The organism is Oceanisphaera psychrotolerans, from assembly GCF_001870485.1.
GTDB lineage: Bacteria > Pseudomonadota > Gammaproteobacteria > Enterobacterales > Aeromonadaceae > Oceanimonas > Oceanimonas psychrotolerans.
The window spans coordinates 31321-46718 of sequence record NZ_MDKE01000017.1 but is presented as its reverse complement, the minus strand read 5'-3'; the positions used below and the strand labels follow the sequence as shown (position 1 = coordinate 46718).

12 protein-coding genes and 1 pseudogene are annotated in these 15398 nt (G+C 62.0%); 7 read left to right on the top strand and 6 right to left on the bottom strand.

Features of this window, described 5'->3' with window-relative positions; translation table 11 throughout:
• The first annotated feature begins 150 nt into the window (after window positions 1-150).
• Window positions 151-1398: a D-alanyl-D-alanine carboxypeptidase gene (locus tag BFR47_RS07665; protein WP_071472514.1), complete on the top strand. Its 1248-nt coding sequence runs from the start codon at window positions 151-153 to the stop codon at window positions 1396-1398.
• 531 nt (window positions 1399-1929) lie between these two features.
• On the opposite strand, the gene BFR47_RS07660 is transcribed toward BFR47_RS07665, so the two are convergent.
• Window positions 1930-2397 (bottom strand): methylated-DNA--[protein]-cysteine S-methyltransferase, encoded by a 468-nt coding sequence (locus tag BFR47_RS07660; protein ID WP_071472513.1) that lies wholly within the window; start codon window positions 2395-2397, stop codon window positions 1930-1932.
• Window positions 2398-2459: 62 nt separating this feature from the next.
• Window positions 2460-2771, bottom strand: coding sequence for a YqfO family protein (locus BFR47_RS07655; protein WP_071472526.1), 312 nt, complete (start codon window positions 2769-2771; stop codon window positions 2460-2462).
• Between the two features lie 234 nt (window positions 2772-3005).
• On the opposite strand from BFR47_RS07655, the gene BFR47_RS07650 reads away from it, so the two are divergent.
• From BFR47_RS07650 to BFR47_RS07630, 5 genes are read left to right on the top strand one after another with little or no spacing between them, the layout of a single operon-like run.
• Window positions 3006-4154, top strand: a complete 1149-nt coding sequence (locus BFR47_RS07650) for an MlaE family ABC transporter permease (protein ID WP_245748849.1) — start codon at window positions 3006-3008, stop codon at window positions 4152-4154.
• Complete coding sequence (locus BFR47_RS07645; protein WP_071472511.1) at window positions 4148-4942, top strand: ABC transporter ATP-binding protein; 795 nt, start codon at window positions 4148-4150, stop codon at window positions 4940-4942. Before BFR47_RS07650 ends, BFR47_RS07645 begins: the two co-directional genes overlap by 7 nt.
• A gap of 3 nt (window positions 4943-4945) precedes the next feature.
• The gene (locus BFR47_RS07640) at window positions 4946-5884 is read left to right on the top strand and encodes an MlaD family protein (RefSeq protein ID WP_071472510.1); all 939 of its coding nucleotides are present in this window, start codon (window positions 4946-4948) and stop codon (window positions 5882-5884) included.
• Between the two features lie 32 nt (window positions 5885-5916).
• Window positions 5917-6507: an ABC-type transport auxiliary lipoprotein family protein gene (locus tag BFR47_RS07635; protein WP_071472509.1), complete on the top strand. Its 591-nt coding sequence runs from the start codon at window positions 5917-5919 to the stop codon at window positions 6505-6507.
• Window positions 6504-8201 carry a chloride channel protein gene (locus tag BFR47_RS07630; RefSeq protein ID WP_071472508.1) on the top strand — a complete coding sequence of 566 codons (1698 nt, stop codon included), beginning with the start codon at window positions 6504-6506 and terminating at the stop codon, window positions 8199-8201. Before BFR47_RS07635 ends, BFR47_RS07630 begins: the two co-directional genes overlap by 4 nt.
• A 31-nt stretch (window positions 8202-8232) precedes the next feature.
• Here BFR47_RS07630 and BFR47_RS07625 read toward each other — a convergent pair whose 3' ends face one another.
• Both BFR47_RS07625 and BFR47_RS07620 read right to left on the bottom strand, forming a co-directional pair.
• Complete coding sequence (locus tag BFR47_RS07625; RefSeq protein WP_217645495.1) at window positions 8233-9120, bottom strand: PA2778 family cysteine peptidase; 888 nt, start codon at window positions 9118-9120, stop codon at window positions 8233-8235.
• An 80-nt stretch (window positions 9121-9200) separates the two neighbouring features.
• Window positions 9201-9593: a PA2779 family protein gene (locus BFR47_RS07620; RefSeq protein WP_071472525.1), complete on the bottom strand. Its 393-nt coding sequence runs from the start codon at window positions 9591-9593 to the stop codon at window positions 9201-9203.
• Window positions 9594-9829: 236 nt separating this feature from the next.
• Here BFR47_RS07620 and BFR47_RS07615 point away from each other — a divergent pair, with 236 nt between their 5' ends.
• Window positions 9830-10711 carry a glutaminyl-peptide cyclotransferase gene (locus BFR47_RS07615; RefSeq protein WP_245748848.1) on the top strand — a complete coding sequence of 294 codons (882 nt, stop codon included), beginning with the start codon at window positions 9830-9832 and terminating at the stop codon, window positions 10709-10711.
• Window positions 10712-10718: 7 nt separating this feature from the next.
• Here the strand turns inward: BFR47_RS07615 and BFR47_RS07610 are convergent, their stop codons facing one another.
• Together BFR47_RS07610 and uvrA are read right to left on the bottom strand one after the other, a co-directional pair.
• Window positions 10719-12470 (bottom strand): PglL family O-oligosaccharyltransferase, encoded by a 1752-nt coding sequence (locus BFR47_RS07610; protein ID WP_071472506.1) that lies wholly within the window; start codon window positions 12468-12470, stop codon window positions 10719-10721.
• Window positions 12471-12487: 17 nt separating this feature from the next.
• A pseudogene (gene uvrA / locus BFR47_RS07605) lies at window positions 12488-15314 on the bottom strand (excinuclease ABC subunit UvrA).
• Window positions 15315-15398: the final 84 nt, after the last annotated feature.

The following is a 15398-nucleotide window of genomic DNA, read 5'->3' as shown; positions in this document are numbered from 1 at the left end:
CCCGTGAAAGGTGTATGCTTGTAGTAGCAGGGAGTGCGGTCAAGGCGGTAATACTGTGTTTTCGGCGCAGGACAGCGGGAAACGCTGGACAGGATTCGGACGATGGCGTAGCTTCTGCCGACTTTATTTCACCACTGGGAGGAGCCTTCCATGTTTGCTGTAAGACACACCGGAAAAACAGGATGGTTGCTCCTGGCGATCATGCTGTTATTGGGCTCTTTGAGTCAGGCTCAGGCCAACCCGCGCTATGCCGCCATCGTGCTGGATGCGGAGAGCGGTGAAGTGTTGCATGCGTCCAGCGCCGATGCCGCCCGCTATCCGGCCTCGTTGACCAAGATGATGACTCTCTATCTGTTGTTCGAGGCCATGGACAAGGGGTTGATGACGCTGGATACCGCCATGCCGGTGTCGGCCCACGCCGCCTCCATGCCGCAAACCAATATTTCGTTGAAGAAAGGGGAGCGGCTGCGAGTACGGGACGCCATTCCGGCCCTGGTGGTGCGCTCGGCGAACGATGCGGCCGTGGTGGTGGCGGAAGCCCTGGGGGGCACCGAAAGCGAGTTTGCCCGCATGATGACCGCCAAGGCGAAGTCGATGCAGATGACCTCCACCACCTTCCGTAATGCCTCCGGTCTGCCGGATAATGCCCAGGCTTCCACCGCCCGGGATCTGGCGAAGCTGTCGCTGCGACTGATGAAGGATTTTCCTCAGCATTATCACTATTTTTCGACGGCTTCCTTCAGCTTCAAAGGCAAGACCTATCACAGTCATAACCGTATGGTGCGTAACACGGCCGGTGTTGATGGCATGAAAACCGGTTATATCCGGGCGTCGGGCTTCAATGTGGCCACGTCGGCCCAGCGTGGCGAACACCGCCTTGTCGGTGTGGTGATGGGGGGTAATACGGCCCAGTCCCGGGACGCTCAGATGGTGAAATTGCTGGATAGCGGTTTCGCGCGGGCCACGGAGCTGGCCAAGGCATCGCCCAAAACGGCACCCGCCCGCAAACTGGTGGTCAGCACCGAAGTCCAGCGTCAGGTGGTCGTGAAAGAACCCGAAGTTCGCACACCAGCGGTGCTGCAGCGAGCCTCTTTGACCGTGCCGACACAACAGACCCTGTCGGTACAGCAGACCTTGCCGGTGGGCGAGCTTGGCTGGGCCGTGCAGGTTGGCTCTTTCCGGGTATCCGAGCAGGCACGGGACCGGGCTTCCGATGCGGCCCGGCGGCTGGACAATATCGAGCTTATCCAGGTGGCCGTCAATGAGGTGAACATCAGCAATCGCAAGTTGTTCCGGGCTCAATTGGTGGGCATGCACAAGGATCAGGCCAAGAGTGCCTGCCAGCGTCTGGCGCGCCAGGGGATGGATTGTCTGGTGGTGAAGATGACCGGCAGTTAACCGGGTGAGGAATAAGGGGGAGGAGAAAGGTAACGCCTTTTCCTCCCCCTTACTTTGTTTTGACCATAGAAAAAGGGGCAACATCATGTTGCCCCTTTTTGGGTCGTCTTGCTGGCTTGTCCGTAAACCGGTTTGCTCCCTGCAATCCCTGACGCTGCCTTATCCTTTATGGCGTTCCCTTTCCCGATCCATCGGGCTGTCCTTTGTCATCCTGACCGCAAGTCATCCTGACCTGACGTTCGTCTCCATCCTGGAGGTGTCCATCGCCGCATCCTGCGGGTTTTCCTTTGCCTGTCCTGGCAGCCTGTCGTCCTGACCGGCTCCTTGCTTCCTGCGAGAGAGATAATAGCCCAGTCTGGTTCTGGCTCAAGCCGAATAAATGACGCCATTGCTGGTGTTAAAATCGCGATTTTTTGTAATGTATTGATATATATCTGTAAATTCCATCATCTCCGGCAGATGGCGCAGCCAGAAAGCGTTTATGCCGACGATGCTTTGAGAGATCTCGCACAGGGTGAGTGGTACTTGTCGCTAATCGTTACCCGGATTGCCTTCGTGCTGCAGCAGCCAGGCCTTGCGCTCTATCCCTCCGGCATAACCGACCAGCCTGCCGCTGGCACCGATGACCCTGTGGCAGGGGATGATGATGGCGATGGGATTGCGGCTGTTGGCCAGTCCGACGGCACGGACCGCATTGGGGTTGTCGATAAGCCCGGCGATGTCTTTATAACTGCGGCGCTCACCGTGGGGAACGGTTAGCAGCGCCTGCCAGACCGATTGCTGAAAAGGCGTGCCTTGGGGGGCCAGAGGCAGCTCGAAGTGGCGGCGCTTGCCCTCGAAATATTCCGTCAGTTGCCGGCAGGCGGATTGCAGCAAGGGGGTGGCCGGCGTCCCTGTATTATCGGCCTGATCGATGAAACGCAGCCCGGTGATGGCGTCGGGGGTGGCGGAAATTGAGAGCCAGCCCAGCGGGCAGGGCAAGATACAGTGTGTCGACATGGCAGACTCCGAAATGACAAGAGGGATACCGTGATTCTATCTCCCTTGTGGCTGGTGTAGCGTTAAAATTCGCTCAGCGGCCAGACATCGAAGGCTGGCTCTTCGTATGGGTGAGCCGTACGCAGGGCGGCGACGGCGGTGCGGATCAGGTGATCCTCGCACACCAGCTCGATGCGCAGCTCATCCACCCGTTCCAGCTCACCGGATTGGCCGATAAAGGGATTGGCGCCGGCCAGGGGCCGGAACTGGCCCTGGCCGCGGGTTTCGAAGCAGCACCGGTCGTAGTCGCCGATCCTGCCGGCGCCCGTGGCGAACACCGCCTGCTTCACCGCTTCGGCATGGGATTCGGGGACGAAGAATACCAGTTTGTACATGATGCCTCCCGGCCGGGTTATCAGGCTTTTTTCAAGCACCTGTCCCGTCCTGAATATGGTTTACACCTTTCTCTTAAAGATATGGAGCTTCGATGGCCGCCGCTGCGTTGCTGCAATTGTTGTTCTATGGTCATGATAAGGGGTCTCGGAATGACGCAGATATCGCGCGATCCTAGCATAAAACCGGGTAGTTGTTGTGGTTATGGAGGCGATGGCAGATAATTTGAGTCTCATATGAATTTGTTATCTAACGGGCCGGAGAGCATGAACGAGATGAGCGCAGCACTGATCGTAACCACCGGCGCCCAGCCTTGTGCCCGCCTGCAGGGGCCCTGGACCCTGGCGCATTACGCGCAACTGGCGCGTAATGTGGCGCCACCGACAATACCAGCCGACTGCCTGGATGCGTCCGGCCTCACCGAACTGGATACCGCCGGTGCCGCCCTGCTGGTCAAGCTGCTGGGCGCGGACACCTTGTGCCGGATACTGCCCGACGCCAGCGGACTGTCTTCCGAACGCCGGGCCTTGCTGCTGGCGGTGGCGGCCGCCATGGTCAGTCGGGAAGCCCCGCCGCCAGTGGTATCCCGCTGGACCGATGGTCTGGCCCTGCTGGGGGAACGGGTGCTGGCGGGCTGGCGGCAATGGGTACTGCTGCTCGGTTTCATGGGGCTGACCCTGAGTACCCTGGCCGTCTCGATCCCCAGGCCACGGCGCTGGCGGATCACCGCGCTGGTAGCGCAAATGCAGCAGTGCGGCCTCAATGCGGTACCCATCGTCGCCCTGCTCACCTTTCTGGTCGGAGCGGTCGTGGCCTTTCTCGGCGCCACCGTGCTGGCTAACTTCGGCGCCACCATCTATACGGTCGATCTGGTGGCCTATTCCTTTCTGCGGGAGTTCGGGGTGCTGCTCACCGCCATTCTGCTGGCCGGCCGCACTGCCAGCGCCTTCACCGCCCAGCTCGGCTCGATGAAGGTAAACGAGGAACTGGACGCACTGCGCACCCAGGGGCTGGATCCCATCGAATTACTGGTGTTGCCGCGGCTGCTGGCCCTGGTGCTGACCCTGCCGCTGCTGACCTTTATCGCCATGCTCTCGGGCATGGTCGGTGGTGCCGTGGTGTCGCTGCTGTCACTCGATATTTCTCTGGCCCAGTATCTGACCATAGTGCAGCAGGTGCCGGTGCAGCATCTGCTGGTGGGGCTGGGCAAGGCACCGTTGTTTGCCTTGTTGATCGCGCTGATTGGCTGCCTGGAAGGATTCAAGGTCGGCGGCAGCGCCCAGTCGGTGGGCGAGCACACCACCTCCAGCGTGGTACAGTCGATCTTCGTGGTGATACTGCTGGATGCGATTGCCGCCCTCTTTCTGATGGAGATGGAATGGTGAGCCGGTCCGGCGAAGTGGTGATCCAGGTGCGGGGGCTCGACAATCGATTCGGCCCCCATGCGGTGCATGAGGGCCTGGATCTGGACGTTTACCGGGGCGAGATCCTCGGGGTGGTCGGGGGATCCGGTACCGGCAAGTCGGTGCTGTTGCGCTCCATCGTCGGTCTGCGCCGGCCAAGTGGCGGAGAGGTGCGGCTGCTGGGTCAGAATCTGCTGGCCCTGCCGGAGCCGGAGCGGGTGCTGCTGGAACGACGCATGGGCGTGCTGTTTCAGAAGGGAGCCTTGTTTTCTTCGCTCACCGTGGCCGAAAATATCGCGTTGGCGCTGATCGAGCAGGCGGGACTGTCCCGCGCCGATGCCGCCTATCTGGCGTCGGTCAAGCTGGCACTGGTGGGGTTGCCGGCCAAGGCGGCGGCCTTGTATCCGTCCGAGCTGTCCGGCGGCATGATCAAGCGGGCAGCCCTGGCCCGGGCGTTGGCGCTGGATCCGGATGTGCTGTTTCTCGACGAGCCCACCGCTGGCCTGGATCCCATCGCGGCGGCGGCCTTCGACCGGTTGTTGCTGACGCTGCGTGATGCACTCAACCTGACGGTATTCCTGGTCACTCATGATCTGGATACCCTCTACAGCAGCTGTGACCGGGTAGCGGTGCTGGCCCACAAGAAGGTGCTGGTGGCCGACCGGCTGGCGGTGGTGGCCGTCACCGACGATGCCTGGGTACAGGATTACTTTCATGGCCCCCGCGGTCGGGCCGCGAGTCAGGCGGCCGAACTTGCCTGCAAGGAGTAACAGATGGAAACCCGTGCACATCATGTGCTGATTGGCTGTTTTACCCTGGCCATTGCCGCCGGCGTCTTGCTGTTCGTGCTCTGGCTGGCCAGAGCCGGTACTCAGCAGGACTCCCGGCTGTACGATATCGTGTTTCGGGAGGCGGTCAGCGGCCTGACCGTGGGCAGTGCGGTGGAGTACAACGGCATCCGGGTCGGGGAGGTGGAAACGCTGTCGCTGGATCCACAGGATCCGCGGCGGGTGCTGGCCCGGGTCCGTATCGGTCGGCAGACCCCGGTAAAAGCCGACACCCGGGCCCGGCTGGCGCTGGCCAATATCACCGGCGCCGCCAACATCCAGCTGAGCGAGGGCTCTCCCGCCAGCCCGGCGCTGGAGGCAGAAGGTGATGCCATACCGGTGATCCTGGCGGATCCCTCACCCATAGCTCGCTTGCGGGTAAACAGTGAAGAGCTGCTGGTGGGCGTTACCTCCCTGATTGACAAGGCCAATCAGCTGTTCTCGACCGAAAACGGCCGACATCTCGGCCGGGTGCTGGCCAATCTGGACGAGACCACCAGCGTGATTGCCGGGCAGAAAGACGAACTCCGTCAGGGAATGGCGGATCTGGCCGAGACCAGCCGACAGATGAAAGCCACCATGACTCAGGCTTCCCGGCTGCTTGGTCGGCTGGAGACTCAGTTCGGGGATAAGGGCGAGCGCCTGTTCACCAATGCGGATCGCAGCCTGGCCTCGATGGAGCGATTCAGCCGCAATCTCGATCGGCTGCTGGCCGATAATCAGCAGGCACTGGACTCGGGTCTGCAGGGCATGGCCGAGCTGGAGCCGACCCTGCGGGAGTTGCGCAGTACCCTCGCCACCCTGGGAGAGGTGGCCCGTCGCCTGGAAGAGGATCCCTCCGGCTTTCTGCTGGGCGGGGAGAAAATCCGGGAGTTTCAGCCATGATGACGATGAGACGGTTATGGACGCATATGCCGATGAAATGGTTACCCGTGGTGTTGGTACTGAGTGGCTGCACCCTGCTGCCCTCGTCCCCGCCGGTTACCTTCTATCGTCTGCCGACGCCGATGTTGGCACCCGGTCCGGCACCAGGCATGGATATGGCGCTGCGGGTCACCCGGCCCGAGACCAGCGGGCTGCTGTCTGGTACCCGCATCGCAGTGGTGCCGCAGGACAACCAGCTCAGCGTCTATCAGCATGCGCGCTGGGTGTCCTCGGTACCCGTGCTGTGGCGGGATCAATTGATCGAGTCGTTTCAGCAGGATGGCCGTCTGCGATATGTCGGCAGTGACAATGACAACCTGCGGGTCGATGTCGAGCTGAGTGGGGTATTGCGAGCCTTTCAAAGCGAATACCGCCAGGGCCAGCCGGTGGTGATCATTCGCTTCGATGCCCGGCTGGTGGATCCCGAGCGGCGCACCATCCTGGCCAGCCGGCGTTTCGATGTCGGGGCTGTTCCGCAGGGGACAGATGTCCCGGCGGTAGTGGCCGCGTTCGGGGTCGCTCACGAGCGGTTGGCTAGGGAGCTGCTCGACTGGCTGCTGGTCACCGGGCGGCATAGCCGATGACCAGCAAGTTTCACCGTTTTTTTGCCGGCCCCTCGCACAGCCTGCTGCCGCTGGTACTGCTGGGTGGTGTCATTGGGATCCTGTCCGGTCTGGTGATGGTCAGCTTCCTGAGCCTGTTGAACCTGACTCTGGGCTGGCTGAACGGGGCCAACCTGGAAGATTTCGAATCCCTGTCGCCCTGGTGGCGACTGGGATTGCCGGTGCTGGGCAGCCTGCTGCTGATCCTGCTTTATCGGCTGACACCGGTCTCGGGTCAGACGGTCGGGCTGGCCTATGTGCTGGAACGGCTGCAGTTCGGGCGGGGGCAACTGCCGGCAGCCAATACCGCTTTTCAGTTCATGGCGGCGTTGATTGCGCTGGGCACCGGCCACAGCGTCGGCCGCGAAGGGCCGGCGGTACACCTGGGCGCCGGCATCGCGAGCCTGCTCGGGCAATACACGGATCGTCCTCCGAGTCAGCTGCGGCTGCTGATTGGCTGCGGTACGGCGGCGGCCATTTCCGCCGCCTTCAACACGCCGCTGGCCGGGGTGCTGTTCGCGATGGAGGTGGTGCTGATGGAATACAGCCTGCTGGGGTTTGCGCCCATTATCGCGGCGGCCATCAGTGCCTCGGCCTTTAGCGGCGCGCTGCTTGGCCCTCACGCGGTGTTGGAACCGGTCCGATTGTCACTGGCGGGCTATGGCGATATTCCCAGCCTGCTGCTCACCGGACTCTGGGTGGGACTGGTGGCGGTGTTGTTTCATTATCTGGTCAGGCTCTTCCTTCGTTTTCCCATCAAGGGACGGGCGGTCAGGCTGCTGCTGGCCGGCCTGATCACCGGGGGGCTGGCACTGTTCGTGCCACAGATCCTCGGCTCGGGCTATGACACCATCAATGCCACCCTGAGTCACCAGTTGCCCTGGCTGCTGCTGTTGCTGATCTTGGGGGCCAAACTGATTGCCACGGCGGCGGCGATTGGCCTGGGCGTGCCGGGGGGACAGATAGCTCCCATGCTGATGCTGGGGGTCTGTGCCGGCGGCGTGGCGGGTGCCCTGGTGCCGGGCGCGTCCGAGCCGGGCCTCTATGCCCTGCTGGGCATGGCGGCCATGATGGGGGCCGTGCTGCATGCGCCGCTGGCGGCGCTGGCCACGGTGCTGGAACTGTCACTCAGCGCCGAGGCCATGTTTCCGGCGATGACGGTGGTGCTCACTGCCAACCTGGTCTGCCAGCACGGCTTTCGGCAGCCCTCGCTGCTGCTGACCCTGCTCAAGGAGCGGGGGCGTCTGCTGCAGACCCATCCGCTGCGTACCGCCCTGGCGCAGCGTTATCTGTCCGAACTGGCCAGTTTCCGTTTTTCCGATTTCGACATCGGGACCGACGACAACCTCGGTGCCGTGCTCGAACGCAAGCTGCCGTGGGTGGTGGTGCGTCAGGGAGAGCACAGCTATCTGGTCGAAGGCGAGGCTCTGGAGCAGGTGTATCGGCCATGGTTGCAGCAGCAGGAGTTGACGCTGCAACAAGTGCTGGCACCGCTGCTGGGGGCCAACCGTCGATTGCTTGAACTGAGCGCAGACGCCTCTCTACTGACCGCGATCAAGACGTTGCAGCAGGAAGAAACCGCCGGCTTTCTGCTGCCGGTCGGTCGTCAGGGGCTGGGGCTGGTGACACGCCGCCGGCTGGTGACGATGCTGACCACGGATGACCCCATCCATTAATGTAAAAACCGTGAGGTGTGAGAGGGGCATCTCACATTTCAGTTAACGCCTGTTCAGCCTGAGCTTGCCATTGGCCGGGTAACGCCGCCGCCCGGTGCAGGCTGGCGATGGCCTGCTGTCGCTGGCCCAGACCTTGCTGAGTCAGCCCCAGGTTGAGCCAGGCGACCGCCAACTCGGGGTCCTGTGTGGTGGCCTGCTCGAAGGCCCTGGTTGCCGCCTGAGGATCACCGCTGGCATACAGCGCATTGCCCAGGGCGAACCAGCCCATGGCATGGCCGGGCCAGCGTTCGACCAGCGCCTGCCAGGCGGGCAGGGCGGCCTCGGCACCGGCCGAGGCTTCAAAGGCGGCGATGCTGTCGGTGGCCTGCTGCGAGCTGATGCTCCGAGGGAGTTGCCCCGGCGGCAGCGCCACCATGGCCCAGCGACCACTGCGTGCCCAGGTGGCGTCGAAACGGCCCATACCGGTCACCTGACGGGACTGTTCGCCGCTGTGTAGCACTAGTTGCTCCCGTTGTCTGTCGTAACCGATGACGACCGCGTAATGCCACATGGGCCAGAGCGGCAGCGCCAGGTTTTGCAGCACGACTACCGGGTGTCCGGCGTTTACTTCAGACAAGAGGCCATCGAAGCTGCCGTCCAACGGGTAGCTGATGCGCCGATGACGGCGCACCGTGGCCATCATCTCCGGCTGTACACTGCCTTCGCGTCCGGGCACGAATAGCTGAGGGATCAGCTGATCCACGCTCACCTCTACGCCGCTGGCATTGAGTACCATGGCCAGCGAGGCGGGTCCGCACTGGTAGTCGCGCTGGCCATGAAAGGGGACGCCGGTGACATAGGACGGGCTGGCTAGCCGGGTTTCTGTTTCCGGTGACAGTATGGGCGTGGCGGCACAGCCGGTCAGCAGTGCCGGTAACATCAACACCACTAACGACAAAACGCCCGTCGGGCGGGCGTTTTGCCGGCGGCGGAGCGCCTTCGGCGGCGGTAACAAAGCCATCAGCGGGTAAAGGGGAAGACGTGAGTCAGACCCAGCAGGTCGGTGACCAGCAGAATGATGAACACGGTGAGCAGGGCGCCGACCACCCCATTGGCCCCGGCCGGCATCTTGTCCAGCTGTTCGGCCATCTGCCGCACTTCCTGATCCGACAGGGCGGACACACGCGCTTCGACTTCTGACAGCTCGACACCGTAATTGATCAGTTGCTCCCGTACGTCGGTGCGGGCCAGCAAGGCGCCGATACGCTCACGTTCGGCACTCATCTGCATCGCATCGAGTACGCTCTGGGTAGACACCAGTTGGCCTGGCTGGGCCTGGACTGACAGTGGCAGGGAGCCCATCATCAGGGACAGGATCAATATCGGGTTGAGTATCCGAAAGAATCTTTTCATTATCATTGTTATTCTCCTTAGGCGGGGGAGGCGAAATGGACTCGTTCCGAGAGCACGGTTCTCGTGCCTGGGGTCCGAGTACGTTCGTCATGAGTATAGACAGAGCGAAAGTGCAGGGTTGTCATTTGAAGCACCAAAATCGTACTGTTGTTGCCTGTGGAGGTCATGACCCGAGCGCCGGCTCTCTTCCCGACCGGCATGGTTGAAGGTGTTGGCTCCGACTGGGCGAGATGCAGATGGTGACCATAACAGGCATGAATGCCGCGCCTCCCGGCTATCGGCAGCACCGGCTCAAGTGTCACGACCATCATGCGACTATTTTTGGAGGCGTTATTTCTGGTTATTTGAAGCGGATCCGGGCGCTGCCGGTGATCTGGCTGTGTTGCCTGCCTGCCCAGGCCGATGATATTACCGTCGAACGTCTGGGTGTGGAGATAATGGCAACCTTGCCGCATGCTGCCGATGCCTTTACTCAGGGGCTGCTGTTACACGATGGTTATCTTTACGAAAGCACCGGCCTTTATGGCCAGAGCAGCCTGCGCAAGATAAACCCGGCCACCGGCGAGGTGTTGCAGCGACTGGCTCTGGATCCCGGTTATTTCGGTGAAGGACTGACACGGGTTGGTAACCAACTGATCCAGCTGACCTGGAAAGAAGGGCTGGCGCTGGTCTACGACGTGAGTAGTCTGTCGCTGGTACAGGCCCATCAATATGGCGGTGAGGGTTGGGGGTTGTGCTTCGATGGCGAGGCACTGTGGATGAGTGATGGCAGCGCCACCCTTTACCGGCGGGATCCGCTGGATTTCTCCCTGCTGGGGCAGGTAGAGGTGACGCAGCGGGAGCTGCCTCGGCACCGGTTGAATGATCTGGCCTGTGTCGGCGACCACGTTTACGCCAACATCTGGAAGGAACACCGTATCGTCAGGATCGACAAGCGGAGCGGGATAGTCGATGCCGAGATCGACACCACCCCGTTGTTGGATCTGAGCGGCCGTCCGGCGGATCCGGAGGCGGTACTCAACGGCATCACCCATGATCCCAAAGGCGACGAGTTTTACCTGACCGGCAAATTCTGGTCCAGGATGTTTCGGGTACGCTTCGTGCCGGCGGCACGGTGAAACCAGCTCAAGACTCCCCGGAATCCGTGACCATGGCCGTCTCGCCAGCCTGGCTGCTCCGGCCCTGATCCAGGGTCTGCAGTGCCTTGCTGATATTGTCCTGCTGCAACATGGCATCATCCGGATAGAAATAACGGGCCTGCTGCAGCAACTGTTCCGCTTCCTGTTCCCGCTCCAGGCGGTTCAGGGCCAGCACCATGTTGTAGTAAATATTGGCTCTGGGGGTATGGCGCACAAACTGCCGGCCCCAGTCGACATAGGCTTGCAGTTCCTCGGCATTCTGCTGCGCCGAGCCCACCGCCAGCCGCAGCGACATGGCGTTGAACTCCAGCCGGGTCAGCCAGGCCATGGGGTTGCTGGCCGACAGCAGCAGTTCAGGCTCCTTGCCGCCGCCGCGTTCATACTGGGTCACCACTCGGGCAGTCTGCAAGCCGGTGAGCATGAAGGGCACGACCAGCGCCGGGATCAGCAGGGCGGTAAACCGGGCCAGCAACCAGGGGCGGTATGGCCGGCTGTGTGGCGATTCCAGCCGGGAGTCTATCCAGTACAGCAGCACCAGCAGGGTGATCCAGTGGGCCAGGGAATGATAGAAGGGGTATTCGGTCTGGCTGTGCAGGGCGATGGGCCAGACCAGAGCGGCCAGCGCCAGCGCGTGGCGCCAGGGCGCCCTGAACAGCAGGCAAATGAAGGCCAGCGCCACCGAGACAATGGCCACCACCGGCAGCAGGCCGCCTTCCACCCCCCAGTAAAGCAGCTCGTTATGGGGGTGATCCAGGTTGGACTCCATCATCGGCAGGCCGGGCTGAAGTTCCATGCGGGACAGATAGAACTCCATGAACTGGCGTTCGAAATCGCCATAGCCCGTGCCGAACCAGGGATGCTCGGCAATCAGCGCCAGCGCTTGCTGCCAGTAGTGCTGGCGGATACCGGGGTTGGTGTAAACCTCTGCTCCCCTCTGCACTCCTTCGCCTCCACTCAGGGAGAACAGCCCGAACACCACCCCCAGTCCGATCAGCTCCAGCCCCCACAGGCAGTATTTCGGTCTCTGTTGCCAGGCCCAGGGCAGCAGCAACAGCAGGCCCACGGCGGCGCCGAGCAGGCCGACCCGGGATTGCAGCACCGTCAGCAGCAGGGAGCAACTCACCAGCAGGGTGCCCAGCCAGATATTTCTGGCGGCCGGCAGGGGGCGTTTGTCTGCCAGTCCCAGATAGCAGGACAGCATCAGGCCGGTGGCCATGAAGCTGGCCATCACATTCGGTTGCTGGAAGATGCCGTAGGGGCGATTGGTGTCGGTGTTGTAGCCAATCCAGTTGCCGGGCGTCAGCAGGTAATACTGCACCAGTCCGAGCAGGGCTTCCAGGCTGACGGCGGCGAGCAGAAAATACAGCAGCCGGTAGCGGGCGCTTTCATCGAAGCGGCACTGCAGCAGGGCAAACCAGAACAGCAGGCCGCCGGTCAGCCCCGCGAGCCGCGGCAGGGCATGATCGGCAAAGCCCCGGTTGGGATAGAGCAGCGGCACCAGCAGCAGTAGCAGCACCAGCCAGCACCAGAGGTGAAAACGGCTGTAATCGACGCTGCGGTTCAGGGTCATCTGCCACAGCCCCAGGCCCGTCATCAGCGAGATGAAGATCCAGCCCACCATGTTGAACGGCAGGTAGAACCCGGAACCGCCGGGATTGTGCATGAAGTAATGCATGCCGCCGAGCGTCCAGGCGGCGAAACACCAGAACCAGAGGTAGGGTAATGAAATCCGTGTCATCGTTGCTTCCATGCAGACTAGCGCCCTTTCAGCATAGGCTGTAAAAAGCGAGCCGTGTGAGACTCTTTGTGTTCCGCCACCTGTTCGGGGGTGCCGGTGACCAGGATCTGGCCACCGCCGCTGCCACCTTCCGGTCCCATGTCGACTATCCAGTCGGCGGTCTTGATCACGTCCAGATTGTGCTCGATGATCACCACGGTGTTGCCATGATCGCGCAGCCGGTGCAGTACCGTCAACAACAGCTGGATATCGTGAAAATGCAGGCCGGTGGTGGGTTCGTCCAGAATATAGAGGGTCTGGCCGGTGTCACGCTTGGACAGCTCCTTGGCCAGCTTGACCCGCTGAGCCTCGCCGCCGGACAGGGTGGTGGCCGACTGGCCCAAGTGGATATAGGACAGGCCCACGTCCATCAGCGTCTGCAGCTTGCGGGCGATGGCCGGTACCGGCGCGAAGAAGTCACAGGCGTCTTCCACCGTCATGTCCAGCACCTCGTGGATGCTTTTGCCCTTGTATTTTATCTCCAGGGTCTCGCGGTTGTAGCGTTTGCCCTTGCACACATCACAGGGAACGTAAACGTCGGGCAGGAAGTGCATTTCCACCTTGATGACACCATCTCCCTGACAGGCTTCGCAGCGGCCGCCCTTGACGTTGAACGAGAACCGGCCCGGTTTGTAGCCCCGGGAGCGGGCTTCCTGGGTGGCGGAAAACAGCTCGCGAATGGGGGTGAAAATACCGGTATAGGTGGCCGGGTTGGAGCGTGGGGTACGGCCGATGGGGCTCTGATCGATATCCACTACCTTGTCCAGCCTGTCCATGCCCTCGATGCTGTTATAGGGGGCCGGCTGACTGACGGTGGCCTTGTTCAGCTCGCGGTGGGCCAGGGGGAACAGGGTATTGTTGATCAGCGTCGACTTGCCCGAACCCGAGACCCCGGTCACGCAGGTCATCAGCCCCAGCGGCAGCCTGAGCTCGACATTTTTCAGGTTATTTCCCCTGGCCCCTTTCAACACCAGCCAGTGGTCGCCTACCGGGGTACGCTGGCTCGGTATCGCTATGCATTCGCGGCCCGACAGGTAGGCGCCGGTGAGCGACTCCGGGTTGGCCATCACCTCGGCGGGCGTACCCTGAGCCACGATTTCACCGCCGTGCACCCCGGCACCGGGGCCGATATCCAGCACGTAGTCGGCGGCGCGAATGGCGTCTTCGTCATGCTCCACCACGATCACCGTGTTGCCCAGATCCCGTAGGTGGGTCAGGGTCGACAGCAGTCGCTCGTTGTCGCGCTGGTGCAGGCCGATGCTGGGTTCGTCCAGTACATACATGACGCCCACCAAGCCGGCGCCGATCTGACTGGCCAGCCGGATGCGCTGGCTTCGCCGCCGGACAGGGTATCGGCGCTGCGTGACAGGGTCAGATAGTTGAGCCCGACGTTCACCAGAAAACCCAGCCGCGCCACGATCTCCTTGAGGATCTTGTCGGCGATCTGTGCCTTCTGTCCCGACAGCGCCAGATCGGTGAAGAAGGCATGTGCCTCACCGATGGCCATGTCGGTGATCCGGGGCAGGGTATGATCGGCCACAAACACATTGCGCGGGCCTTCTTTCAACCGGGTGCCACGGCAACTAGGGCAGGCACGGTTGGTCTGGTACTTGGCCAACTCCTCACGCACCGAGTTGGACTCGGTTTCCCGGTAGCGGCGCTCCATGTTGTGCAGAATGCCTTCAAACGGATGCTTGCGAGCCAGCACGTCGCCCCGATCGTTCATGTACTTGAATTCGATACTGGTGCGGCCAGAGCCGTACAGCACCGCCTGCTGAATGGCCTCGGGCAGATCCTGGTAGGGAACCTCCAGATCGAAGTCGTAATGCTCGGCCAGGGACTTGAGCATCTGGTAGTAGTAGTAGCTGCGTTTGTCCCAGCCGCGGATGGCGCCGCCGGACAGGCTCAGCTCCGGATTGCTGATCACCTTGTCCGGATCGACGATCTGCTGCACTCCCAGGCCATCGCAGCTGTCGCAGGCGCGGCCGGGTTGTTGAACGAGAAGATGCGCGGCTCGAGTTCGGCGATGGAATAGCCGCACTCGGGGCAGGCGAAGTTGGCGGAAAACACCAGCGGGGCTTCCTGGTCGTCGTCCATCGACACCACAGAAGCGATGCCGCCGGATAGTTCCAATGCGGTCTCGAAGGATTCCGCCAGCCGCAGTTGCAGATCCTCGCGCACCTTGAAACGATCCACCACCACCTCGATGGTGTGCTTCTTCTGCAGTTCCAGCGCCGGCGGATCCGACAGATCGCAGACCTCGCCGTCGATGCGGGCACGGATAAAGCCCTGGGCGGAGAGGTTGTCGAGCAGCTTGCTGTGCTCGCCCTTGCGGTTGCGTATCACCGGCGCCAGCAGCATCAGTCGCTTGCCCTCGGGCTGCTCCAGCACCTTGTCCACCATCTGGCTGATGGTCTGGGCCGCCAGCGGCAGCGAGTGGGTCGGGCAGCGCGGCTCGCCCACCCGGGCGAACAGCAATCGCAGATAGTCGTAGATTTCGGTGATGGTGCCGACGGTGGAGCGCGGATTGTGGGAAGTCGACTTCTGCTCGATGGAGATGGCCGGCGACAGGCCTTCGATATGGTCCACGTCCGGTTTTTCCATCAGCGAGAGAAACTGGCGGGCGTAGGCGGAAAGCGACTCCACGTAGCGGCGCTGGCCTTCGGCGTAGAGGGTATCGAAGGCGAGGGACGATTTACCCGAACCGGACAGGCCGGTGATCACGATAAGCTTGTCCCTTGGCAGGTCCAGGCTGATGTTCTTCAGGTTGTGGGTCCTGGCCCCGCGAACTTCGATTTTATCCATCTGCAGCATCACCTTGGTGTAAATTCGACCGGCTAGTATGGCACTGGATGAATAGCCAGCCAAGGGACAATAAGGATTAATCTT

Bases quoted from the DNA above. Each gene is read 5' to 3' on its own strand.
- BFR47_RS07655 (WP_071472526.1), bottom strand. From the start codon at position 2,771: ATGTACAAACTGGTATTCTTCGTCCCCGAATCCCATGCCGAAGCGGTG.
- BFR47_RS07650 (WP_245748849.1), top strand. From the start codon at position 3,006: ATGAATTTGTTATCTAACGGGCCGGAGAGCATGAACGAGATGAGCGCA.
- BFR47_RS07665 (WP_071472514.1), top strand. From the start codon at position 151: ATGTTTGCTGTAAGACACACCGGAAAAACAGGATGGTTGCTCCTGGCG.
- BFR47_RS07630 (WP_071472508.1), top strand. From the start codon at position 6,504: ATGACCAGCAAGTTTCACCGTTTTTTTGCCGGCCCCTCGCACAGCCTG.
- BFR47_RS07645 (WP_071472511.1), top strand. From the start codon at position 4,148: ATGGTGAGCCGGTCCGGCGAAGTGGTGATCCAGGTGCGGGGGCTCGAC.
- BFR47_RS07635 (WP_071472509.1), top strand. From the start codon at position 5,917: ATGAAATGGTTACCCGTGGTGTTGGTACTGAGTGGCTGCACCCTGCTG.
- BFR47_RS07660 (WP_071472513.1), bottom strand. From the start codon at position 2,397: ATGTCGACACACTGTATCTTGCCCTGCCCGCTGGGCTGGCTCTCAATT.
- BFR47_RS07640 (WP_071472510.1), top strand. From the start codon at position 4,946: ATGGAAACCCGTGCACATCATGTGCTGATTGGCTGTTTTACCCTGGCC.
- BFR47_RS07615 (WP_245748848.1), top strand. From the start codon at position 9,830: ATGGTGACCATAACAGGCATGAATGCCGCGCCTCCCGGCTATCGGCAG.
- BFR47_RS07610 (WP_071472506.1), bottom strand. From the start codon at position 12,470: ATGACACGGATTTCATTACCCTACCTCTGGTTCTGGTGTTTCGCCGCC.
- BFR47_RS07620 (WP_071472525.1), bottom strand. From the start codon at position 9,593: ATGAAAAGATTCTTTCGGATACTCAACCCGATATTGATCCTGTCCCTG.
- BFR47_RS07625 (WP_217645495.1), bottom strand. From the start codon at position 9,120: ATGTTACCGGCACTGCTGACCGGCTGTGCCGCCACGCCCATACTGTCA.